Source organism: Lentzea aerocolonigenes (genome assembly GCF_000955955.1).
Lineage (GTDB): Bacteria > Actinomycetota > Actinomycetes > Mycobacteriales > Pseudonocardiaceae > Lentzea > Lentzea aerocolonigenes_A.
This window is the reverse complement of the sequence record NZ_JYJG01000111.1, coordinates 24,465-46,063: the sequence shown is the minus strand read 5'-3', so window position 1 is coordinate 46,063 and position 21,599 is coordinate 24,465. Positions and strand designations below refer to the sequence as shown.

Here is a 21,599-nt window from a genome sequence, read left to right as displayed (position 1 = left end):
TCTGCGGATCACCATGGCGAGGCCCGTCGACAGTTCGTCGACAGTTCGTCGACGAGGGAGGGCAAGATGGCTGGGTGAACGTGTCGAGGCGAGGACGGCCCGCAGGTCCGACGGGCCCGGTGATCGGCCGTGCGCTCCGGCTGCTCGACGCGTTCGACGCCGAACGCCGCGAGCTGACGTTGAGCGAGCTCGCGCGGCGTGCCGACATGCCGCTGTCCACCGCGCACCGGCTGTTGAACGAGTTCTGCGCGTGGGGTGCCGTGGAGCGCAACGACAAAGGGCTGTACCGGATCGGTCTGCGGCTGTGGGAGCTCGGCTCGCTCGCACCGCGCGGTCCCGGGCTGCGGGAGACCGCGTTGCCGTTCCTCGAGGACCTGTCGCTGATCACGCGGGAGAACGTGCAGCTCGCCGTCCGGGAGGGCACGGAGGTCGTCTTCGTCGAGCGGATCGCGGGTTCCGGCGCGGTACCGGTGCTCACCAGGGTCGGCGGCAGGTTCGCGCTCACCGCCACCGGAGTCGGCCTGGTCCTGCTCGCGCACGCGCCCGCCGAGGTGCAGGAGGACGTGCTGGGCAGCCCGATCGACCGGTACACCGCGAACACCGTCACCGATCCCTCGCGGCTGCGCCGGATGCTCGCCGACACCAGGTCGAACGGCTTCTCGATCAGCGACCGTCAGGTCACGATGGACTCCTTGTCGGTGGGCGCGCCGATCCGCGACCGGCACGGCGCGGTCATCGCCGCGGTGTCGCTGGTGGTGCGGCACGGCAGCACCACGGCGCACGCGCTGGCACCGCTCGTGCGCACCAGCGGGCAGGCGATCTCGCGCGCCCTCTCGGCCTAACAGCTTCCATTTTCCGGAAAGCCCGCTACGGCACGGGTGGTGCTCTCGGCCACGCTGTGACTCCCCACCACGGAGAAGGAGCGGCCGATGACCGGCTTCCCGCGCGACCAGTGGTACGTAGCCGCGTACGGTTCCGAGATCGGGCACGACCTGTTCACCCGCACCGTGTGCGGCGAGCCGATCCTGTTCTGGCGCACCCGTGCCGGCGCGGTGACGGCCATGGCGGACAGGTGCGTGCACCGGCGTTTCCCGTTGTCGCAACCGCCTTCCCGGCTGGTCGACGACCAGGTGGTCTGCGGCTACCACGGGTTCACCTACGACGCGGGCGGCCAGTGCGTCGCGGTGCCGGGCCAGACCCGGATTCCGCGCACGGCAAGGCTTTCGGCGTACCCGGTGGTCGAGCAGGACTCGTTCGTGTGGGTCTTCATCGGCGACCGGGAGAACGCCGACGCGTCCCGGATCCCGCGGGCGCCGTGGCTGGTCTCGCCGGACTACACGACGCTCAACGGCATGGAACCGTTGCGCGCCAGGTACGAGCTGCTCGTCGACAACCTGCTGGACCTCTCCCACGAGACCTATCTGCACAGCGGGTACATCGGCACGCCCGAGGTGGCCGCGACGCCGATCACCACCGAGGTCGACGAGGACGCGGGCATCGTCTACGTCTCCCGGCACATGGACGACGCGGAATGCCCGCCGTTCTACGCGAAGTCGACCGGACTGCAGGGCAGGATCGCGCGCTGGCAGGACATCGAGTACACGCCGCCGTGTCTGTACAAACTGCACGCCCGCATCGCGCCGGTCGGATCCGTGCCGAATCCGGACGGGTCCGACCCGGACGCGTTCCACGTCGAGGTCGTCTACGCGATCGTGCCGGAGACCGAGCATTCGACGCACAACTTCTGGTGCGTGGCAAGGGACTTCGCGCTCGGCGACGAGGAGGTCTCGGCGTTCCTGGCCGAGAGCAACCGCACCGTGGTGCTGCAGGACGTCGCCGCGCTGAACGTGCTCGAACAGGTCATCGCCGCCGAACCGGAGGGGTATCAGGAGCTGTCGGTCAACATCGACACGGGCGGGCTCGCCGCGCGGCGGATGCTCCAGCGCATGCGCGAGAAGTCGTGAACGCGCTCTCCGGCAACCGCGTGTTCCGCATCCACTGGGTGCTGGGCACCGACCGGCTCCGCGCGGTGTGCCACTGCCGCGCGGAACGCGAGTTCGAGGATCCGGTCGAGCTGTGGGAGTGGCTGCTCGCTCATCCAACGGGGCACACGCCGTGAAACTTCTGCTCGACGGCAAGGAGTCCATCGCCGACGGTGTGGTGTTGCTGACCCTGAGGCATCCAGGTGGGCACCAGCTGCCCTCCTGGACGCCGGGAGCCCACGTCGACCTGGTGCTCGGCGACGGCCTGGTCCGCCAGTACTCGCTGTGCGGAGACCCGGACGACACCTCGGTCCTCCGCGTCGCCGTCCTGCGCGAGGACACCGGCCGCGGCGGCTCGCGGTACGTGCACGACGTGCTCGCCATCGGGCACACGGTCGAGATTCGCGGGCCGCGCAACCACTTCCCGCTCGTCGACGCCGCGCGCTACCTGTTCATCGCGGGCGGTATCGGCATCACGCCGATCCTGCCGATGCTCGCGGAGGTCGCGGCGCGGGACTGGCGGCTGGTCTACGGCGGCAGGACCCGGTCGTCCATGGCCTTCCGCGAGGAGCTCCAGCACCGCGGCAACGTGCTGATCCAGCCGCAGGACGAGCACGGTCTGCTCGACCTGCCGGCGTTGCTCGCGGACGTCGACGACGACACCGCCGTGTACTGCTGCGGGCCTGAACCTCTTCTGGCGGCGGTGGAGAAGCACCACACCAGAGGCAAGCTGCACGTCGAACGCTTCACGCCGAAAGCAGGGGCGGCCGACGGTCCGCGCCAGGAGTTCGAGGTCGAGCTGGCGCGGACCGGCGGCGTGCTGCGAGTGCCCGCCGACCGTTCGATTCTCGATGTGGTCGAACGGTCCGGTGTGCCCGTGCTGTCGTCGTGTCAGGAGGGAACGTGCGGCACGTGCGAGACGCCGGTGCTGTCCGGTACGCCCGATCACCGCGACTCCCTGCTGACCGACGAGGAACGGGCCGCGGGAGACGTGATGATGATCTGCGTGTCCCGGGCCCGCTCCGACCGGCTGGTGCTCGATCTCTGAATCAGTGCTCCAGCAGGGAAACGCTGGTGCGGTAACCGGAGTCGCCGACGTACGGCACCGAGCGGCCGATGCCGACCGTGACGGTGACGTCCTTCCCGGCGATGTCCCCGGCCGGGAAGTAGCGGCTCGGGACCAGCCCGCCGGGACACCAGCTGCGCGGGTTGCCGGTGGTGTTGTTGCGGAAGATTCCCGGGTTGCCGTCCGGGCTGTACTGCTCCAGGCTCGCGCAGTCGACCGCCGTGGAGAACGAGCCGACCTGCGTCCCGTTGACCGCCACGGTGACGGTGGTGTTGGAGTACTCCTCGCCGCCCGCCGCCGAGCCGTAACCGGCGATCACCAGCGCGATGTCACCGCGGTTTCCGGCCGCGGTGTGCGCGACCGGGCCCGCGGTGATCTTGTTGGTGGTCTCGCGGACGCCGGAGATCATCCCGGCGACGTCGTGGTCGCGTGCGGTCAGCGCGGCCGTGGAGATCAGCGACAGCGAGTACTTGAAGCCGATCGCCCGGAACTCCGGCGTGACCTCGGCATGCGACTCGCACGCGTCACCGCGGTACGGGTTGGAGCCGCCGCCGATGCCGAGGTAGACGTCCTTGGCCGGGTCGGCGAGCGCGCCGGCGTACGGGCCGAGGTCGGCGTCCGGGAAGGTGTAGTTCGCCTTGGCGCCGCGCCAGTAGTTGCTGAACGGCGTGATGAAGTCCTGCAGCGTCACCCTCGGCGTGGTCGCGGTCGGGGTGGTTCCCTTCGGCACGGCGACGTAGAACACCGTGCCGATCCGGTCGTAGTTGTCGCACTGCGCGTGGTAGCTCACCCGCACCCGCAGGTCGTCGCCGATCAACGCCTTCTCCGCGTCGGTCAGCTTCCGCGCGAACTCGGTGCCGCGGTTCCACATCAGCACGCCGGCGGGCGGGGTGTAGCCGACCGGGTCGTTGCTCGTGTAGATGCCGAACTGCGGGATGTGGTCGAACACCGGGATGGTGCCGCCGCCGGGCGTGCCGCTGCTGGTGCCGTGCACCTCGAACTCGTAGATCCGCGCGGCCGCGTCGGTCGTCTGAGTCGGTGTGGTGACAACGAGTTTGGCGTAACGGGCGGTGGTCGCGGCGATCGGGTGGGTGGTCGTGTTCGCGGTGTTGTTCGTGACTGTCACCGGGGTGGTCCAGGTGCTGCCGTCGGTCGAGAGCTGGATGGCGAACGCCTTGGTGTTGTAGGTGGCGGCTTCACCGCCCGCGCCCGCGTGCTTGACGGTGAAGCTGGTGATCGACGCCGGCACGCCGAGGTCGACCTGCAGGTACTTGGTGCTCGCCGGTGAGCACCACTTGTCGCTGTTGCCGCCGGAAACGCTGCCGTTGACCGCTTTCTCGGGGCCTTCGGAGCTCGCGCACGCGGCCGAGCCCGTGGCGGGTCTGTTCAGCGCCAGGTTGGTGACCGCGGCGGTCGCGATCGGAGGGACGGCGATCAGGGACAGGGTGAGCGCTCCCAGCGGCAGGATCGCCCGGAGCGCCTTCGGTTGGACCGTCATGCGCACGCATGCTGCCGAGCGTCTCCCGGTCCGTGCCAGCCTGCGTTCGGCTGCCGAAATTGACAGACATGTGAGCGTTCACCGCATTCGACACGGCGTTCGACAAACCTTGCCAGGAAAGAAAACAGTGCGTTAACGTGCGTCGAAGGAGCGAGCCGCCACCGCCAGTCTTGTTAGCGATAACAGTTGCCCAGCGGAGGCGTCCATGTCGATCGCTCGAATCACCGCACTCCTGCTCGTGACAGCGCTGATCGTCGCACCCCCCGCGGACGCCGCGGCTTATCCGAACCCCGCCCGCGTCACCGGTGACATCCGAGTGCACGACCCGGCCGTGGTGAAACGACCGGACGGCAGCTATCTGCTGGCGCACACCGGAGACGACATCGCGCTGAAGACGTCCACCGACCGCGTCAACTTCCGCAACGCGGGCACGGTTTTCCCCAACGGTGCACCGTGGACCACGACGTACACCAACGGCAGCCGCACCCTGTGGGCGCCGGACATCTCCTACCGCGACGGCCTCTACTACCTGTACTACTCGGCGTCCACGTTCGAGTCGAACCGCTCGGCGATCTTCCTGGCCACGAGCACCAGCGGGAGCTCCGGCACGTGGACCCAGCTCGACCCCGCCACCGGACTGCGGCTCGGCGGCGGCATGACCGCCGTCGCCGGACGGAACGGCGGCGCGATCGAGGCGCCGTACATCGTCAAGCACGGCCAGTACTTCTACCAGTACGTCTCGTTCGACCTGTGCTGCAAGGGCGCGTCCAGCACCTACCGCGTGATGGTCGGGCGTTCCACCAGCGTCACCGGCCCCTACTTCGACCGCGCCGGCAAGTCCATGACCTCGGGCGGCGGCACGGAAGTGCTGGCAGGGCACGGCGGCATCCACGGGCCGGGCCATCAGGCCGTGCTCACCGACACCGGCGGTGATCTGCTCGTCTACCACTACTACGCCGACAACGGCGTGTCGTTGCTGGGCATCAACCGCCTGACCTACGACTCGGCCGGCTGGCCGCAACTGGTCTGAAAGGACAGTCGATGAAGTCCCGTCTCGCCGTACTGCTGCTCGCCGTCGTCACCTGCGTCCTGACCCTGCCCGTGCCGCAGGCGTCCGCCTCATCGGCCGTGCGGTACACGAACCCGATCGCGGAAAAGCGCGCCGACCCGCACATCTTCAAGCACACGGACGGTTTCTACTACTTCACCGCGACCGTCCCGGAGTACGACCGGATCGTCCTGCGCCGCGCGACCACGATCCAGGGCCTGGCCACGGCACCGGAAACCGTCATCTGGCGCAAGCACTCCAGTGGCGAGATGGCCGCCCACATCTGGGCGCCGGAGATCCACTTCATCAACGGCAAGTGGTACGTCTACTTCGCCGCGGGCCGCAGTGACGACATCTGGCGCATCCGGATGTACGTGCTGGAGAGCTCCAGCGCCAACCCGGTGACCGGAAGCTGGACCGAACGCGGCCGCATCACGACCCCGTGGGACACCTTCTCGCTGGACGCGTCCACGTTCGTCAACAACGGCGTGCGCTACCTGATCTGGGCACAGCAGGAACCGGGCATCTCCACGAACTCCAACGTCTACATCGCCCGCATGGGCGCGAACCCGTGGACGATCACCGGCGCGACCACCCGGCTGACCGTGCCGACGCTGTCCTGGGAGACCCGCGGGTACAAGGTCGCGGAAGGGCCGGCAGTCCTGCAGCGCAACGGAAAGATCTTCCTGACCTACTCGGCCAGCGCCACCGACGCGAACTACTGCCTGGGCATGCTCACGGCGCCGGCTTCGGCGAACCTGCTCAACGCGGCGTCGTGGACCAAGAGCCCGAACCCCGTGTTCGCGACCAACGCCACGACCGGTCAGTACGGGCCGGGCCACAACTCGTTCACGGTCTCCGAGGACGGCCAGAGCGACGTCATGGTCTACCACGACCGCAACTACCGCGACATCAGCGGCGACCCGCTCAACGACCCGAACCGCCGCACCCGCGTGCAGAAGGTCTACTACCAGGCCGACGGCACGCCGGACTTCGGCATCCCGGTGGCCGACGGCCCCACGCCGGTCCGGCTGAGGTCGTACAACACCCCCGACCGGTTCGTGCGGCACTGGGAGTACCGCGCCAAGCTCGAAGCAGCCGTGTCCCCGCTGGCCGACTCGCAGTTCAAGGTGGTGCCGGGGCTGGCGGGCTCCGGAACGGTGTCGCTGGAGTCGGCCAACTTCCCCGGTTACTACCTGCGGCACCGCGACATGGAGCTGTGGGTCGACCGCAGTGACGGCGGCACCCAGTTCCGCAATGACGCGAGCTTCACGCAACGCGCGGGACTCGCCAGCAGTTCCGCGGCGTCGTTCGAGTCGCTCAACCTGCCCGGCCGCTACGTCCGGCACAGCAACGGACTCGTCAACCTGCAGGCGGTGTCCGATGCACAGGGACGGGCCGACGCGACCTTCGTGCTGGAATAGGGAGAAGGACGTGACGATCCTCAGGAGCATCACCGCCTTGCTCGCCGCCGTGGTGCTGGCCGTGACGACGGCGGCTCCCGCAGCGGCTGCCACCTTCACCAACCCGATCAAACGCAACGGCCCCGACCCGTGGATGCAGTACCACAACGGCTACTACTACCTCGCGACGACGACGTGGAACTCCACGATCACCATGCGCAAGTCCCGCACGCTTGCCGGTCTGGCGAGCGCCGCGGACACCGTGGTGTTCAACCTGTCCGGCAGGCCCAACGGGTGCTGCAACATGTGGGCGCCGGAGTTCCACCTGATCAACGGCCGCTGGTACCTGTACTACGTGGCCGGGCGGAACGTGCCGGACTACAACCCGACCCAGCGCCTGCACGTGCTGGAAAGCGCGGGCACCGACCCGATGGGCCCCTACACGTTCAAGGCCGACCTGGGCTCCACCTGGGAGCTGGACCCGAGCATCCTGCGGCACAACGGGAAGCTCTACCTCATGGGCAGCGCGATCGACGGCACCCAGAGCCTCACCATCACCCCGCTGTCCAACCCCTACACGATCAGCGGCCCGCGGCGGACCATCTCCCTGCCCACGCTGGCGTGGGAACGGCAGACCGGCGCGGTCAACGAGGGCGCGGAAGCCCTGTACCACAACGGTCGCGTCATGATCGTGTACTCGGCCAGCGCGTGCTGGGGCCCCGACTACAAGCTCGGGCTGCTCACGCTCACCGGGTCCGACCCGCTCAACCGGGCGCACTGGACGAAGTCGCCGAACCCGGTGTTCCAGCGCAACGACGGCAACGGTGTCTTCGCACCCGGCCACAACGGGTTCTTCAAGTCGCCCGACGGCACCGAGGACTGGATCGTCTACCACGCCAACTCCAGCGCGTCGGGCGGTTGCGACATGAACCGCTCCGCCCGCGCGCAGAAGTTCGGCTGGAACGCGGACGGGACACCGAACTTCGGCACCCCGGTCCGCCTCGGCACCCAGCTCGCCGCGCCGTCGGGCGAGTAGCCTCCACAGTGGACAGCTGGTCCAGTGCGGCACAAACCTGCGGACGACTGGACTTCAACCGGTACGAGACACCGAGCCCGACCGCGAGCCCGCGAGCGTCGGGAAGTTCGCCACCGCCGGCACGGTGACGGCGACCAGGCCCGGTCCACCGAGGCCGGGTGCGACGGCGGTGCGCCAGATCCGCGGGTCGCGGCGGTGCCGGAAGTAGGCGACCACGGCGTTGCAGGCCATGGCCTGCGACGTGATCACGACCAGCGCGCCGATGCCGGTCATGCCGGCGGTGAGGCCGGCGAGCGGGTCGAGCCCGGCCGCGGCGTAGACGGCGGCGATCAGCGTGGCGAACCCGATCTGCACGCCGCTCGCCACGTGCGGTGCGCCGTTGCGCGGGTTCGTGCGGCCGAGCGCCGGGGGCAGCACCCGTGCCCGGCCCAGCGCGAACATGTAGCGGGCCGCGGAGTTGTGCAATGCCAGCAAAGCGGCGAACAAACCCACGGCCAGGAGCAGCATCATCACGTCGGTGAGGAACGTGCCGAGGTACGTCTGGCTGATCGAGAACACCAGGTCACCGGCTTTGAGGTGCTCCTGAGCGGCCGCACTCGCCTGCGCCACCCCGACCGCACTGACGGCCGACTCGCTGCCGAGCAGCACGATCGCCGCGTCGTCCGTCAGCCACGACCGCGCTCAAGGAACCGAATCGCTCGCCGACCACCGCCCCTCGAACTGGGTGAGCAGGTCTGACGCTCACCTCAGCACCCGCACGCCGTAGCGGGGCAGTTCCGTGACGCCGCTGACCCGTTCACCGCTGAGCAGGTCGACGCGCGCGCCGTCCACCACGACCTTCGCGGGCTCTGGCCGGTGGTTGATCACGAACAGCAGGTCGCCGCGGCGCACCACCTCCACGCCCTCGGGCTGAGGTGACGCGGTCACACCCGCCTGCTCCGCGATGTGCGCCAGCAACGTCCCCATCGCGGCGGGTTCCGGCCTGGTCGCCACGTACCAGGCCGTGCCATCGCCGAAGCCGTTGCGCAGCACCACCGGGGTGCCGGCGAGCTCACCGCAGGCCACCTCGGCGACCACCTCCGCGGTCGACGGGGTGAGCTCGTCGGCCCAGAAGTCCGCGGTGAACTCGCCGAGCAGCTCCGACGTGCACGTCAACGTGTCGCGCTGGGGCAGGAACTCGTCGATCCGCAGGCCCATCAGGTCGGCCAGCAGTGCCGGACAGCCACCCACCCGGACGTGGTCGTGCTCATCGACCACACCGGAGAAGAAGCCCATCACGAACGTGCCGCCGTCGTCCACATAGGACGTGATGCGGTCGGCGTCGCAGGCGGTGAGCAGGTAGAGGTTCGGGGCGATCACCACCGGGTACTTCGTCAGGCCGTCGCGGGGCCGCACGAAGTCGACGACGATCCCCAGTCGCCACAACGGTTCGTAGAAGTCGCGCAGCCGGGCGAGCAGGTCGATCTCCGCCGGCAGGTGCGCGCCGCTGACCGCCCACCAGTTGTCCCAGTCCATCAGGATCGCCACCTGGGCCGGAACGTGTTCTCCGACGACCTCCGACAGTTCCGCGAGATCCCGGCCGAGCGCGGCGACCTCGCGGAACACCCGGCTGTGCGGACCGCGGTGCGGCACCATGCCGGAGTGGAACTTCTCCGCTCCCGCACGGGAAGCCCGCCACTGGAAGAAGCAGACCGCGTCCGAACCGCGCGCGATCGCCTGCAACGACTGGGTGCGCAGATGGCCGGGCGGCCGCCGCACGCCGTGCGAACCGCTCGCGGACTGCTCCATCAGGAACCACGGCTTGCGCCCGGCCAGCCCGCGCATCAGGTCGTAGCTCATCGCCGTCTCGACGTGCGCGGCCGGATCCGTCAGGTCCGGATACCAGTCGTGCGACACGAAGTCCTGCTCCGCCGCCGCCTGCCAGTAGTCCAGCGGGGCGAACAACCCCATGAAGTTCGACGTGACCGGCACGAACGGCGTGGTGTTGTGCAGGATCTCGCGCTCGGCCCGCAGGCACTGCAACAGCGACTCGGAGCTGAACCGCTTGAAGTCCAGCACCTGGGTGGGGTTGCGCAGGTACGGGGCCGCGCGGGGCGGCAGGATCTCGGCCCACTCGCCGTAGTGCTGGCTCCAGAACGCCGTCGCCCACGCCTCGTTCAGCGCGCCGAGCGTCTCGTACCTCTCCCGCAGCCAGCGGCGGAAGTGCTGCGCGGTGCCGTCGCAGTAGCAGACCTCGCAGTACTCGTTGTTGATGTGCCACAACGTCAGCGCAGGATGTTCGGCGTAGCGCCGGGCCATCGCGGTGACGATCGCCCGCGCGTACTGGCGGTAGACCGGCGACGAGGGGCAGTAGTGGTTGCGGGAACCGTGCGACATCCTGACACCGTCGGCCGTCACCATCAGCGTGTCCGGGTGACGCAGGCTCATCCACGGCGGCGGTGAGGCCGTCGGGGTCGCGAGGCTCACGCCGATCTCGTTCTCGTGCAACAGGTCCAGCACCCGGTCGAGCCAGCCGAAGTCGAACGAGCCCGGTGAAGGTTCCAGCCTGCCCCACGAGAACACGCCGACCGTGACCAGGTTGACCCCGGCCTCCCGCATCAGCGCGACGTCCTCCAGCCACACCGCCTCCGGCCACTGCTCCGGGTTGTAGTCGCCTCCGTAGACCAGGCGGCCGCGCGTGACGTCGGACAGCTTGCGCATGTGTCATCCCTTGACGGCGCCGAGGATGACGCCCTTGGTGAAGTGCTTCTGCACGAACGGGTACACGAACAGCACCGGCATGCTCGCGATGACGACCACGGTCATCTTCACCGCGAGCGTCGCGTTCCGACAGCCGGCCCAGCTGTGCCACCGCGGGAAATTCGGCGAGGATCAGGCGCGGCGCAGACGCGGGGCGGTGCTCGCGCGGCCGGCGAGTTTCGGCGGCAGCAGGGTCAGCGGCGCCGTCGGATGGCCGTTCAGCCTGGCCACGAGCAGCTCCATCGCCTGCCGTCCCAGCTCCTCGGCGGGCAGCTGCACCGAGGTCAGCTGCATCTGCTCGGCGAGCTCGTCCGGGCAGATGGCCACGACGGCCACGTCGTCGGGAACCCTGCGGCCCAACGCCCGCAGGCTGCCCGCGACCCAGCCGAGCGCCGCCTCGTTGTGCACGACGAGCGCGGTCATCGCCGGTTGTGTGCGCAGCAACGACCGCACGGACGCCAGCACCGACTCGTAGTCGTCCTCGGCGGGCAAGGCTGTGGACGCGATGCCCCGCCGCATGGCCGCCGCGCCGAACCCGGCCATCGTGCGTTGCGCGTAGCCGGTGTTGCGCTGGTACACGACGCTCGGGGCGCCGAGGAACCCGATGTAGCGGTGGCCGAGGTCGGCCAGGTGGTCGACGCACCGCGCCCCGGCGGACTCGAAGTCGAGGTCCACACAGGTCAGTCCCTTGACCGCGGCGGGACGTCCGATGAGGACGGACGGCTGTGCCATCTGCCTCAGCAGCGGCACGCGGTCGTCGTCCAGTTCCACGTCCATCACCAGGAAACCGTCGACCTGGGCGCTGCCCGCCACCCGGCGCAGGCCCTGCGCGCCCTGGTCCGCCGTCACCAGCAGCACGTCCATGTCGTGTCTGCGGGCGGTGGTGACCGCCGCCGTCACGAACCGCATGACGACGGGCAGGTGCACGCCGGGACGCAGCGGCAGCACGAGTGCCACCACGTTCGCCCTGCTCGTCGCGAGCGCGCGGGCACCGGCGTGCGGGTGGTAGCCCAGCAGCCGGATGCTCTCCCTGACCTTGGTGCGGGTCTGCGGCGAGATCGACCGCTTACCCGTCAGCACGTACGAGACGGTGCTCGGCGCCACGCCGGCATGCCTCGCCACATCCGCGATGGTGACCACGTCGGCACCTCCGAATTGAAGCGTTTCGACAACTTTACGGGCGGCGAATGCCCCTTGCTCACCCCTGTTGGTGGGAACGTGCACATTCACGATTGACAGTCGAACTCGATGCTGGCCAGCCGCATGCCCGGCTCCCCGAACACGATGAGCAGGTCATGTGCACCGCCGCCCCACGTCATCGGCATGCTCACCTCACGCCAGTCGTGGCGTCCGCGGTCCTGCGCGACTGTGAACGTGCACAACCTTGCGCCGTCGTTGCCGACGCGCACCTCGACGTCTCCTGCCCGCCCGGCGACACGGGCCCTGCAGCGGGTGACGCTCGCGTCGGCCCGCACGTCGCCGAGCAGGATCCAGCCACCGGCATCGGTGCTCTCGACGACGGTGCCGCGCTCGCGGGTCTCGTCCACGAGGGTGACCCCCGCGTAGTCGTCGAACCCCTCCGCGCGGATGACGGGGCCTCGCAACGCGATCCCCTCACCGATGACCAGCACCTCCCCGCGTGCCCGGCGGTCCGACGACGACCCGGCCCACAGCTCGTGCACGGACGTTTCGACGACCCGGCGGTCGCTCACCACGTCCCAGTGCCAGAAATCCCTGCCGTGCAACGGGAACCGGACGACCTGGCGCTCTCCCGGGGCGAGCTCCACGCGTTCGAAGGCGAGCAGTTCGCGCAACGGCTGCGCCACGCGTGAATCACGTTGCGCACCGTAGAGCTGCACGACCTCGGCACCTGGCCGGTCACCGGTGTTGGTGACCTCGACCGACACCTCGAACTCGTCGTGCTGCCACACAGACTGCGAGGACACGGCCAACGGGCCATAGGAGAACCTGGTGTAGCTCAGCCCGTGCCCGAACGCGTAGAGCGGATCGCCCTCGAAGTACAGGTACGTGCCACCCGAGGAGATGATGTCGTAGTCGAGCAGGTCCGGAAGCGCTTCGACGCCGCGGTACCAGGTCTGGGTGAGCTTGCCGGACGGCGAGATCTCGCCGAAGAGCACCTCGGCGAGCGCGCGTCCGAACTCCTGGCCGCCGTGCGACGACCACAGGATCGCCGGGACGTGCTCGTCCTCCCACACCAGCGCGTACGGGTAGCTGCTGACCACGACGAGCACGGTGCGCGGGTTGACGTGCCGCACCGCCCGGATCAGGTCCACCTGCCCCGGCGGCAGGTCCAGGTCCACGCGGTCCTGGGTCTCGCGGCCGTTGATGTGCGGGTCGTTGCCCACCACCACGATCGCGACGTCCGCCGCCGCGGCCTGCGCGACGGCCTGGGCGATGCCGGAGCGGTCGACCTCCAGCCGCCACCGCGCCGCCTGGCAGTCCGCGTCGGCGAACCGGATGCCGTCCTGGTGCGCCGCCACGTACTTGTCCAGCACCGTGTTGCGCAGCAGGCAGACGTCATCGCTGACCCGGACGAGCTCGAACAGTTCCAGGACGTCCCATCCGCCCGGCATGTCTCGTTCGGTGACGAGCGCGCCTTCTCTCGTCGCCGCCATGTACTTGCCGGTGAGCACGCAGCGCAGGGTGATCGCGTCCTGGCCCCACTCGAACAGGTCGAACGCCGAGCCGTCGCTCCAGTGCTCCTCCAGCACGGCCTCGCCTTCCGGGGAGAAGGCGAGAAAGCGACCGTCCGCGGTGGTCAGCGAGATCCGGTCGATCCCCTCGGTGAACGTGGTCTGTCCGCTGTGGAGCTGCTTGATCCCGTCGAGCGGAGTGACCGAGTACGGGAACGTGCCGCAGTACCAGTCCTCGAACAGGGCGTCCGCGTGCGTGCCGATGACCGCGATCTTCCCGCTGCCACGGGGGTCGAGCGGCAACAGGCCGTCGTTCTTGAGCAGCACGATCGACTGCCGGGCCGCCTCCAGGGCGAGCACTCGGTGTTCGGGCGCGTCGATCACGTCCTCGGTGATCACCGCGTAGGGGTTGAGCTCCGGCGGGTCGAACTCGCCGAGCCGCATCCTCAGCGTCAGCAGCCGCGTGACCGCCCGGTCCACGTGCTCCTCGGTGATCAGCCCGCGGGCCAGCGCCTCGGTCACGCTCGCGATCGTGGCGGCGGGATCGGCGTCGTGGTCGGTGAAGCTGTCGACTCCTGCCCGCAGCATCGCGGCGTGCCCGGCGACGTCGTCCTCGTGGTAGTTCTGCAGACCGGCCACGTTGGACGGCGCCCAGGCATCGCTGACGACCGCGATCTCGTTGCCGGTCCAGCAGCGCAGGTGGTCCTCGAGGTACGGGGTCAGGTGCGCCGGCCTGCCGTTGACGAGGTTGTACGACGACATGACGGCCACTGCCGCGTCCGCCGCGATCGGGCCGCGGAAGCACGGGAACTCGTACTCGTGCAGCACACGGGCCCGCATGACGGACGAGGTCGCGCACCGGTCGGTCTCGTGGTTGTAGCCCAGGAAGTGCTTCAACGTCGGCGCGGTCTTCAGGTACACCGGGTGGTCGCCGCGCAGCCCTTTCGCGTAGGCCGTGCCCATCACCGAGGTCAGCAGCGGGTCCTCGGAGTAGCCCTCCTCGTTGCGGCCCCAGCGCGGGTCGCGCAGCGGGTTCACCACCGGCGCCCACACGTTGAGCCCGTGCGCCACCGGGTCCTTGTGGTGAAAGCCGCGCGCCTCGGTGCCGGTCACGTCGCCGACCGCCTGGACGAGGTCCGGGTTCCACGTGCTCGCGAGGCCGATCGCCTGTGGGAACACCGTCGCGCGCCCCAGCCACGCGACCCCGTGCAACGCCTCGGTGCCGGTGCGGAACGCCCCGAGCCCGAGCCTGGGGACGGCGGCCTGCCACTGGTGCAGCAACGCGATCTTCTCGGCGATGGCCAGCCGCTCCAGCAGATCGGCGACCCGTTCCCGCAGCGGCAGGTCCCGATTCCGGAAAGGTAGTTCCCCATTGGGTGTCTCGATGCTCAAGGCGCGCCCTTCTTGGTCACCGAGGGTGAATCGAATCGCTTCGACCGGACGACGTGAACGTGGCACGACTCACATTGGGCGTCAAGAAGGAGTAAGCCCGTTTCGACTTGTTCGACACTTTTTCTGTCGAACGCCGCGCCCGATTCGACGTCTCGATTAGGAAAACGCTTTCCACATTGCGCCGCAACACATTTGACCCTTGCGTCACGTGCCGGAACGGTCCATCGTAGCCGCCGTGGACCTGCGACGATGCGTTCTGCTCCCCTTGGCGGCCACCCTCGTCCTCGCCGGAGGGCTGCCCGCTTCCGCGCACCCGTTGCCCGGTGAGCGCCTGGACCGCGGGCTCGTCGCGGCCACTGTCAGCGACGGCGTGCACCTGAGCTGGCGCCTGCTCGGTCAGGAGGCCACCGGCGCGACTCCCACCGGCCTCGCCGGGCCCGACTTCGCCGTCTACCGCAACGGAAAGCGCATCGCGACCGTCACGGACAGCACTACGTTCGTCGACGCGAAGCCAATTCCGGGCGCGCGCTACCAGGTGGCACCCGTGCGTCGCGGTGTCGCCTTGGGACGGAGCAAGCCCGTGACGGCGTGGACGGCGTCGCACTACGACCTGCCGCTGCGGAAACCCGCGGACGGCGTGACTCCGGCCGGCGAGCGCTACACCTACTCAGCCAACGACGTCAGCGTCGGGGACATGGACGGCGACGGGCAGTACGAGTACGTCGTCAAGTGGGATCCCAGCAACTCCAAGGACGTCTCGCAGGTCGGCTACACCGGTCCGGTCTACCTCGACACGTACCGCTTCGACGGCACGCTGCTGCACCGGATCGACCTGGGTGTGAACATCCGGGCGGGCGCGCACTACACCCAGTTCCTCGTCTACGACTTCGACGGCGACGGCCGTGCGGAGCTGATGACGAAGACCGCGCCGGGCACCCGTGACGGCCGCCAGCGGTACATCACGATGCCGCGCGAGGACGTGCGCGCCGGGTTCAAGAACACCGACGACTACCGTCTCAGCCCAGAGGGCTACCGCACCCACCTCGTCGAAACGTTTCGCGGCTGGGACCGGCATCCCGAGGTCGTGGCCGGGCATTGGCCCGCGACGCTGGAGCAGGCGTTCGGCATCGAGCCGCGCTACACCTACCCGTTGTCCGCAGAGCACGCCGCCGAGCTCGTCGACCACTTCCTCGACGTCTACGCGCCTTCCCGCAGCGCCAACAACAAGCTGCGTCAGTTCGCGGGCTTCATCGTCGACGGACCGGAGTACCTGACGGTGTTCGACGGCGCCACGGGCCACGAACTGCAGACCGTCCGCTACGAGCCCGGCCGCACCGACGACGGCCTGATGTGGGGCGACTACGCCATGCCTCGCATCGAACCGGGCAACCGGGTGGACCGCTTCCTGTCCGGGGTCGCGTACCTGGACGGCAAACGTCCGTCCGCGATCTTCGCCCGCGGCTACTACACCCGCTCCGCCGTCGCCACCTACGACTGGGACGGCAGGCACCTGAAGAAGCGCTGGCTCGTCGACAGCGGCTGGGTGCCGATGACGAACCCGTTCCGCGACACCCCGCACGGCCGCGACGGCACGAACCCGAGCCACGCCGAGCTCACCACGCAGGGCGCCCACTCGCTGAGCGTCGCCGACGTGGACCACGACGGCCGCCAGGAGATCATTTACGGTGGTGCGACCCTCGACGACGACGGCTCGCTCAAGTACAGCTCGTCCGGCGTCCTGCCACCGGGCAGCGTCGAGCCGGGAGCCGCGGTCCGGGTCGGGCACGGTGATGCCCTGCACGTCACCGACATCGACCCGGCCCGCCCCGGCCTCGAGATCTTCATGGTCCACGAAGGCGCCCGCTACGCCCCGTACGGCTACGCGCTGCGCGACGCCGGAACCGGTCAGACGATCTACGGCGCGTACTCCGGCATGGACACCGGCCGGGGCATGATCGGCGACGTCCGCCCGGACGTGCCCGGCATCGAGACGTGGTCGTCCATGCCGAACGGCTCGGACTCCGGCGGTCTCTGGAGCGCGGACGGCCGCAGGCTCGAGGACCGTTCTCCCGGCACGAACATGAGCATCCGCTGGGCCGGCGACCTGACCACCCAGATCGTGAACGGCGCCCAGGACGTCACGCCCACCATCGACGACTGGCGGCGCGGCACGGTGCTCACCGCCACCGGCACCCGCGCCAACAACGGCACCAAGGGCAACCCCTCGCTCGTGGCCGACGTGTTCGGCGACTGGCGCGAGGAACTCGTCATGCGCACCCAGGACAGCACCGCGTTGCGCTTCTACCTCAGCACCGAACCGACCAGCCACAAGATGTACACGCTCATGCACGACCGTCAGTACCGCGTCGAGGTCGCCCGCCAGCAGACCACCTACAACCAGCCGTCGTACCCTGGCTTCTACTTCGCCTCGGACGTCGACTGGACGCGCGTTCCCCTGCCCTCGCACCGGAAGGACGCACCGTGAAACTCCTGGTCGCAGCAACAGTCCTCGTCAGCAGCGTCGTCATAACCCCATCGGCGTCGGCCGCGAGCACGCCGACCGACCCGAACGTCAAGTACTTCGGCCGCTGGAACACCAGCACGTCGAGCGCCTACGTCTCCGAGTGGGCAGGCGCCTACCTCGTCGTCGGCTTCACCGGCCGGACGGTGAAGCTCAAGCAGCGCCGTGCGATCGACTTCTTCGTCAGCATCGACGGCGGGCCCGATGTGTCCTATGTGAACAAGACCGGCACCGTGAACCTCACCCCGGCGCCACTGGCCGCGGGCAACCACACCCTCCGCGTGTCCTACCGCCCGATCGCGGGCTCGTACAAGGGTGACGCGGTGTACCAGGGCATCGAGCTCGACACCGGCGCGAAGACGTTCGCTCCGAGCGTGCCGTCGAAGATCATCGAGTTCGTCGGCGACTCCATCACCGTGGGCCAGCAGTCGTCGAAGCAGGCGCTCACGGCGTACGGCTGGCTCACGGGCGAGAAGCTCAAGGCCGGCCACACGCAGATCGCGGTGGGCGGCGCGTGCCTGCACCCCGCGGCGGACGGCTGCCTGAGCATGCGCGAGGGTTTCCTGCGCACCGGACTCGCGTTGAACGCGCCCGCGTGGAACTTCGGCCGGTACAAGGCGAACGCCGTCGTGATCAACCTCGGCACCAACGACGTCGGGCACAGTGTCACCAAGGACCAGTTCCACGCCTCCTACGTCACGCTGCTCAAGCGGGCACGGGAGAAGTACCCGACCGCCGCGATCTTCGCGCTGGGCACGTTCCGCAAGCGGTTCCTGCCGGAGACGCAGGCGGCGGTCAAGGATGTCAACGACGGCAACGTGTACTTCGTCGACACCACCGGCTGGATCAACGAGTCGACTGACACGACCGACAACGTGCACCCCAACGACCAGGGCCACCGCAAGATCGCCGACCGCCTGGCGCCGATCGTGGCCGCGAAGATCTAGAGTCCAGGTGCTCTGCATCTGTCTGGAATGGCACGTTGGTACGGCTAGTTCGTACGAACGTGCCTATCGCGCCAAACAAAACGACGAGGCGCGGATTCGCCTGCAGAGTCCTGCAAGTACCACCAACTCGTGAGTTGGTGGTACTTGCAGACGTGGTCAGGGCTACAGCGTGACCGGCTTGCCGCCCAGCGTCACGAGCAGCTTGCCGTCCGAGGCGAACGACCAGCCGAGGGCACCGGAATAGCTGGAGCAACGAGAACCGTTGGTGCCCAGCCAGAACTGGTTCGAGCTGTCCGCGTTGCCGACGGTCTTGTCGTTGGAACCCTTGCTGCTGCGGCACGACGTGTTGCCGCGGTACACCGTGCTGCCCGCGTCGAACGAGAAGTTGCGCTCGTCGTTGTCGATGCTGAGGTTGTTCGACACGGTCATGGCGCCGGGGTTGCGGTTGTAGGTGAAGCCGTGCTTGCCGTTGTCGAACGCGATGGTGCGGCGGACGACGTGCGGCACGGCGATGTCCTCGCCGCCGAGCTTGAAGCCGTTGCGGTCGCCGTTGCCCGCCTGGCCGCCGTTGCTCAGCGTGCCGTTCTTGTACGACAGGGAGTCCTCGATGGTCACCGCGCCGATCGCGCCGGTGTCGGACTTGGTGTAGAGGTCCCAGCCGTCGTCGATGTTGTTGTGCGACACCGCGTACCGGAAGACGTTGCCCGAGCCGACGGTCAGCTTGGCGGCGAAACCGTCGGCGTCCTCACCGTCGGAGTCGCGGTTGTCGTGGGACTCGGCGCTCAGCACGAGGTTGTTGGCCGGCCACTGGTTCTTCGGTGTGCTGGACGCGATCCGCGAGAGCTGCAGGCCGGTGTCGCGGTTGTACCGGGTGATGGTGCGTTCGAGGATGTTGTTGCTGCCGCCGACGAAGATGCCGTTGTCACCGGCCCGTTCCACGATCAGGCCGTAGACGTGCCAGTACGAACCGTTCACGGCCAGGCCGCGGTTGGCAGGGTCCTCGGTCTGCGCCGAGAAGTTCAGCACCGGCTTCTCGCCCTGGTAGGAGGTCAGCTTCTTGCGGGCGCTCGCCGTGCCGTTGTTGCCGGGAGCGATCGTCACCGTCTTCGCGAGGTTGTACGTGCCGCCACGCACGAAGATCGTGCCGCCCGCCGCGATCCGGGTGATCGCCGAGGTCAGCGTGGTCGGGTCGGAGATCGTGCCGGTCGCTCCGTCACGGCCGGAAGGCGACGCGTACAACACGCTGTCGGCAGCGGACGCGGGTAATGGCAACGCCAGGACGACGGCCAACGCCACACCTATGGACTTCATCATTTTCTCCCTGGGTGCGAAAGGATTTCCGGGAGCGCTCCCACGCAAACTAACGCACCAACTTCGAGAAACGCAACGAAGCCCAAAAAGATTCACAACGATGAAAAGCGTGCAATTCACAAATAGAAAACGAACCGAAACGGGCGCATGCCGAATCCGCGGACGGGCGCGTCCGCGGATTCGATCTTCAGTTGTGCCCCGCGGGAATCAGGGGCTGGCGAAGCTCGGGTGCGGCGGCTGGTTGTAGGCCGTGTTCTGCCACGCCACGGCTTCCCGGTACTGCCGGTCCTCCATCAGCGAGGCCCGCCGGATCAAGGTCGGTTCGGTGGTGGAGTAGATGCGCAGCGCCCGGCTGTCCGAGGTGCGCCAGATGACCTCCTCGCGCCAGTCGCCGAGGATGTCCGCCTGCAACGCCGGCGTGGACTTGGTGCCGTTGTTGGAGGCCACGCCCGAACCGGTGAGCAGCCGCGTGTCACCGTTGGGGCCGTACTTGTCGATCGTGGTGCCGTTCAGCAACTCGCGCTGCGCGTCGCCGTCCCACCAGATCACGAAGTTGGTCGAACCCGGCTTGCGCGCGGCGACCTGCGCGCCCGTGGCAGCGGACCTCAATCCACCGACCGCGGCCGACCACGCCTCGGCGCCGGGGTTGCCCGCCCAGATGTCCGCGGCGACCGCCCGGCCGTTGTCGCAGCCGCATGACGGCGCGCTCCACAGGATCTGGCCGGTGCGGGCGTCGCCCATCCAGTGCGCGACCTCGTTCGTGTGCTCCGACGGCTTGAACACCTCCAGGCCCGGCCTCGACGGGATGAAGTCGCCGACGTGCAGCGCGTCGCCGTGGTGGGTGCCGTTCTGCCACAGGCCGCGGCCGTTGTCGTCGATGGCCATCGAGCCGTAGATGATCTCGTCGCGGCCGTCGGAGTCCACGTCGGCGATCGAGAGGTTGTGGTTGCCCTTGCCCTCCCACGCCGACCGGTTCGACTGGGACGCCGAGTCGAACGTCCAGCGCTGCGTCAGCTGGCCACCGCGGAAGTCCCACGCCGAGATCACGCTCCGGGTGTAGTACCCGCGCGCCATCACGATGCTCGGCCGAGAACCGTCCAGATAGGCCGTTCCCGCCAGGAAGCGGTCCACCCGATTGCCGTAGCTGTCCCCCCACGACGAGACGTTTCCGCGTGGTGGCACGTAGTTCTCGGTGTCGAGCACCGCGCCGTCCGTGCCGCGGAACACCGAGAGGAACTCCGGGCCGGACAACACATACCCGTCGGCGTTGCGGTGGTCGGCGTTCGCGTTGCCGATCACCTGCCCGGTGCCCGACCGCGTGCCGTCCGCGGTCTTCACGGCGATCTCGGCCTTGCCGTCACCGTCGTAGTCGAAGACCTGGAACTGCGTGTAGTGCGCGCCCGCGCGGATGTTGCGGCCGAGGTCGATGCGCCACAACCGGGTGCCGTTGAGCTTGTACGCGTCCAGGTACACGATGCCCGTGCGGCCCTTCTGCGAGTTGTCCTTTGCATCCGCGGGATCCCATTTCAGGACGATCTCGTACTCGCCGTCGCCGTCGAGATCCCCGACCGACGCGTCGTTCGCCACGTAGCCGGAACCAGGGCTCTGGATCGGCACGTCCTTGCTCGTCGCCAGGGTGCCGACGGATCGCGTGGCCGCCGATTCCACGCCTCCGCCCACCTGGCGCACCGAGTAGGACGCGGTCGCGGGCGCACCCGCGTCGAGGTAGCTCGTCGCCGTCGTCACCGGCGCGCGGTTGACCTTCACCCCGTCGCGGTAGACGTCGAACGCCACGTCAGGGGCGTCGGAGCCGAGCAGCCGCCACGACACGAAGTTGCCGTCACCGTGGACCGACCGGATGCTGACGAGCCCGCGGTCCGCGGTGGCCGCCGGTTGCGCGACTGCGGGAACGCCGCCCGCGACCAGGATCGCCGCGAGCAGTGCTGACATCGTTGTCCGCTTCATCTCGCATCAACCGCCCGAGACCGATGACGTCCAGTCC

General features: G+C 68.7%; 16 protein-coding genes. 9 read left to right on the top strand and 7 right to left on the bottom strand.

Annotation, left to right across the window (positions count from 1 at the left end):
• The first annotated feature begins 74 nt into the window (after positions 1-74).
• The 4 genes from UK23_RS17395 to UK23_RS17385 all read left to right on the top strand — a co-directional run bounded on the left by UK23_RS17395 (position 75) and on the right by UK23_RS17385 (position 3,030).
• Positions 75-842, top strand: a complete 768-nt coding sequence (locus tag UK23_RS17395) for an IclR family transcriptional regulator (protein ID WP_419503885.1) — start codon at positions 75-77, stop codon at positions 840-842.
• A gap of 87 nt (positions 843-929) precedes the next feature.
• Positions 930-1,964: an aromatic ring-hydroxylating dioxygenase subunit alpha gene (locus UK23_RS17390; RefSeq protein WP_045312585.1), complete on the top strand. Its 1,035-nt coding sequence runs from the start codon at positions 930-932 to the stop codon at positions 1,962-1,964.
• The gene (locus UK23_RS51655; RefSeq protein WP_156213177.1) at positions 1,961-2,119 is read left to right on the top strand and encodes a hypothetical protein; all 159 of its coding nucleotides are present in this window, start codon (positions 1,961-1,963) and stop codon (positions 2,117-2,119) included. Before UK23_RS17390 ends, UK23_RS51655 begins: the two co-directional genes overlap by 4 nt.
• The gene (locus tag UK23_RS17385; protein ID WP_045312584.1) at positions 2,116-3,030 is read left to right on the top strand and encodes a PDR/VanB family oxidoreductase; all 915 of its coding nucleotides are present in this window, start codon (positions 2,116-2,118) and stop codon (positions 3,028-3,030) included. The genes UK23_RS51655 and UK23_RS17385 overlap by 4 nt, the downstream gene beginning before the upstream one ends.
• Position 3,031: 1 nt before the next feature.
• On the opposite strand, the gene UK23_RS17380 is transcribed toward UK23_RS17385, so the two are convergent.
• Positions 3,032-4,546, bottom strand: coding sequence for a discoidin domain-containing protein (locus UK23_RS17380; protein ID WP_045312583.1), 1,515 nt, complete (start codon positions 4,544-4,546; stop codon positions 3,032-3,034).
• 205 nt (positions 4,547-4,751) lie between these two features.
• Between UK23_RS17380 and UK23_RS17375 the strand changes: the two genes are divergently transcribed.
• Genes UK23_RS17375 through UK23_RS17365 form a run of 3 tightly spaced genes read left to right on the top strand, consistent with a single transcriptional unit; the run spans position 4,752 to position 8,033 of the window.
• Positions 4,752-5,576: an arabinan endo-1,5-alpha-L-arabinosidase gene (locus tag UK23_RS17375; RefSeq protein WP_045312582.1), complete on the top strand. Its 825-nt coding sequence runs from the start codon at positions 4,752-4,754 to the stop codon at positions 5,574-5,576.
• Positions 5,577-5,587: 11 nt separating this feature from the next.
• The gene (locus UK23_RS17370; protein ID WP_082114733.1) at positions 5,588-7,018 is read left to right on the top strand and encodes a family 43 glycosylhydrolase; all 1,431 of its coding nucleotides are present in this window, start codon (positions 5,588-5,590) and stop codon (positions 7,016-7,018) included.
• A gap of 10 nt (positions 7,019-7,028) precedes the next feature.
• Positions 7,029-8,033, top strand: a complete 1,005-nt coding sequence (locus UK23_RS17365) for a family 43 glycosylhydrolase (protein WP_231114538.1) — start codon at positions 7,029-7,031, stop codon at positions 8,031-8,033.
• A gap of 54 nt (positions 8,034-8,087) precedes the next feature.
• Here the strand turns inward: UK23_RS17365 and UK23_RS17360 are convergent, their stop codons facing one another.
• The 4 genes from UK23_RS17360 to UK23_RS17345 form a co-directional block, all read right to left on the bottom strand.
• On the bottom strand, positions 8,088-8,681 hold the full coding sequence (locus tag UK23_RS17360; protein ID WP_052684753.1) for an amino acid permease: 594 nt from the start codon (positions 8,679-8,681) through the stop codon (positions 8,088-8,090).
• A 93-nt stretch (positions 8,682-8,774) separates the two neighbouring features.
• On the bottom strand, positions 8,775-10,733 hold the full coding sequence (locus UK23_RS17355; protein ID WP_045312581.1) for a beta-galactosidase: 1,959 nt from the start codon (positions 10,731-10,733) through the stop codon (positions 8,775-8,777).
• A 171-nt stretch (positions 10,734-10,904) separates the two neighbouring features.
• Positions 10,905-11,912: a LacI family DNA-binding transcriptional regulator gene (locus UK23_RS17350; RefSeq protein WP_045312580.1), complete on the bottom strand. Its 1,008-nt coding sequence runs from the start codon at positions 11,910-11,912 to the stop codon at positions 10,905-10,907.
• Positions 11,913-11,998: 86 nt separating this feature from the next.
• Positions 11,999-14,818, bottom strand: a complete 2,820-nt coding sequence (locus UK23_RS17345) for a glycoside hydrolase family 3 C-terminal domain-containing protein (protein ID WP_196777777.1) — start codon at positions 14,816-14,818, stop codon at positions 11,999-12,001.
• Between the two features lie 235 nt (positions 14,819-15,053).
• On the opposite strand from UK23_RS17345, the gene UK23_RS17340 reads away from it, so the two are divergent.
• Positions 15,054-17,303 (top strand): rhamnogalacturonan lyase, encoded by a 2,250-nt coding sequence (locus tag UK23_RS17340; protein ID WP_196777776.1) that lies wholly within the window; start codon positions 15,054-15,056, stop codon positions 17,301-17,303.
• A complete protein-coding gene (locus UK23_RS17335; protein WP_045312578.1) occupies positions 17,300-18,286 on the top strand; it encodes an SGNH/GDSL hydrolase family protein in 987 nt (328 codons plus the stop codon). Before UK23_RS17340 ends, UK23_RS17335 begins: the two co-directional genes overlap by 4 nt.
• Positions 18,287-18,448: 162 nt before the next feature.
• Here the strand turns inward: UK23_RS17335 and UK23_RS17330 are convergent, their stop codons facing one another.
• Together UK23_RS17330 and UK23_RS17325 are read right to left on the bottom strand one after the other, a co-directional pair.
• Entirely contained in the window at positions 18,449-19,597 is a 1,149-nt protein-coding gene (locus UK23_RS17330) for a right-handed parallel beta-helix repeat-containing protein (protein ID WP_082114736.1), read from the bottom strand.
• Positions 19,598-19,804: 207 nt separating this feature from the next.
• Positions 19,805-21,547, bottom strand: coding sequence for a rhamnogalacturonan lyase (locus tag UK23_RS17325; RefSeq protein ID WP_231114537.1), 1,743 nt, complete (start codon positions 21,545-21,547; stop codon positions 19,805-19,807).
• Positions 21,548-21,599: the final 52 nt, after the last annotated feature.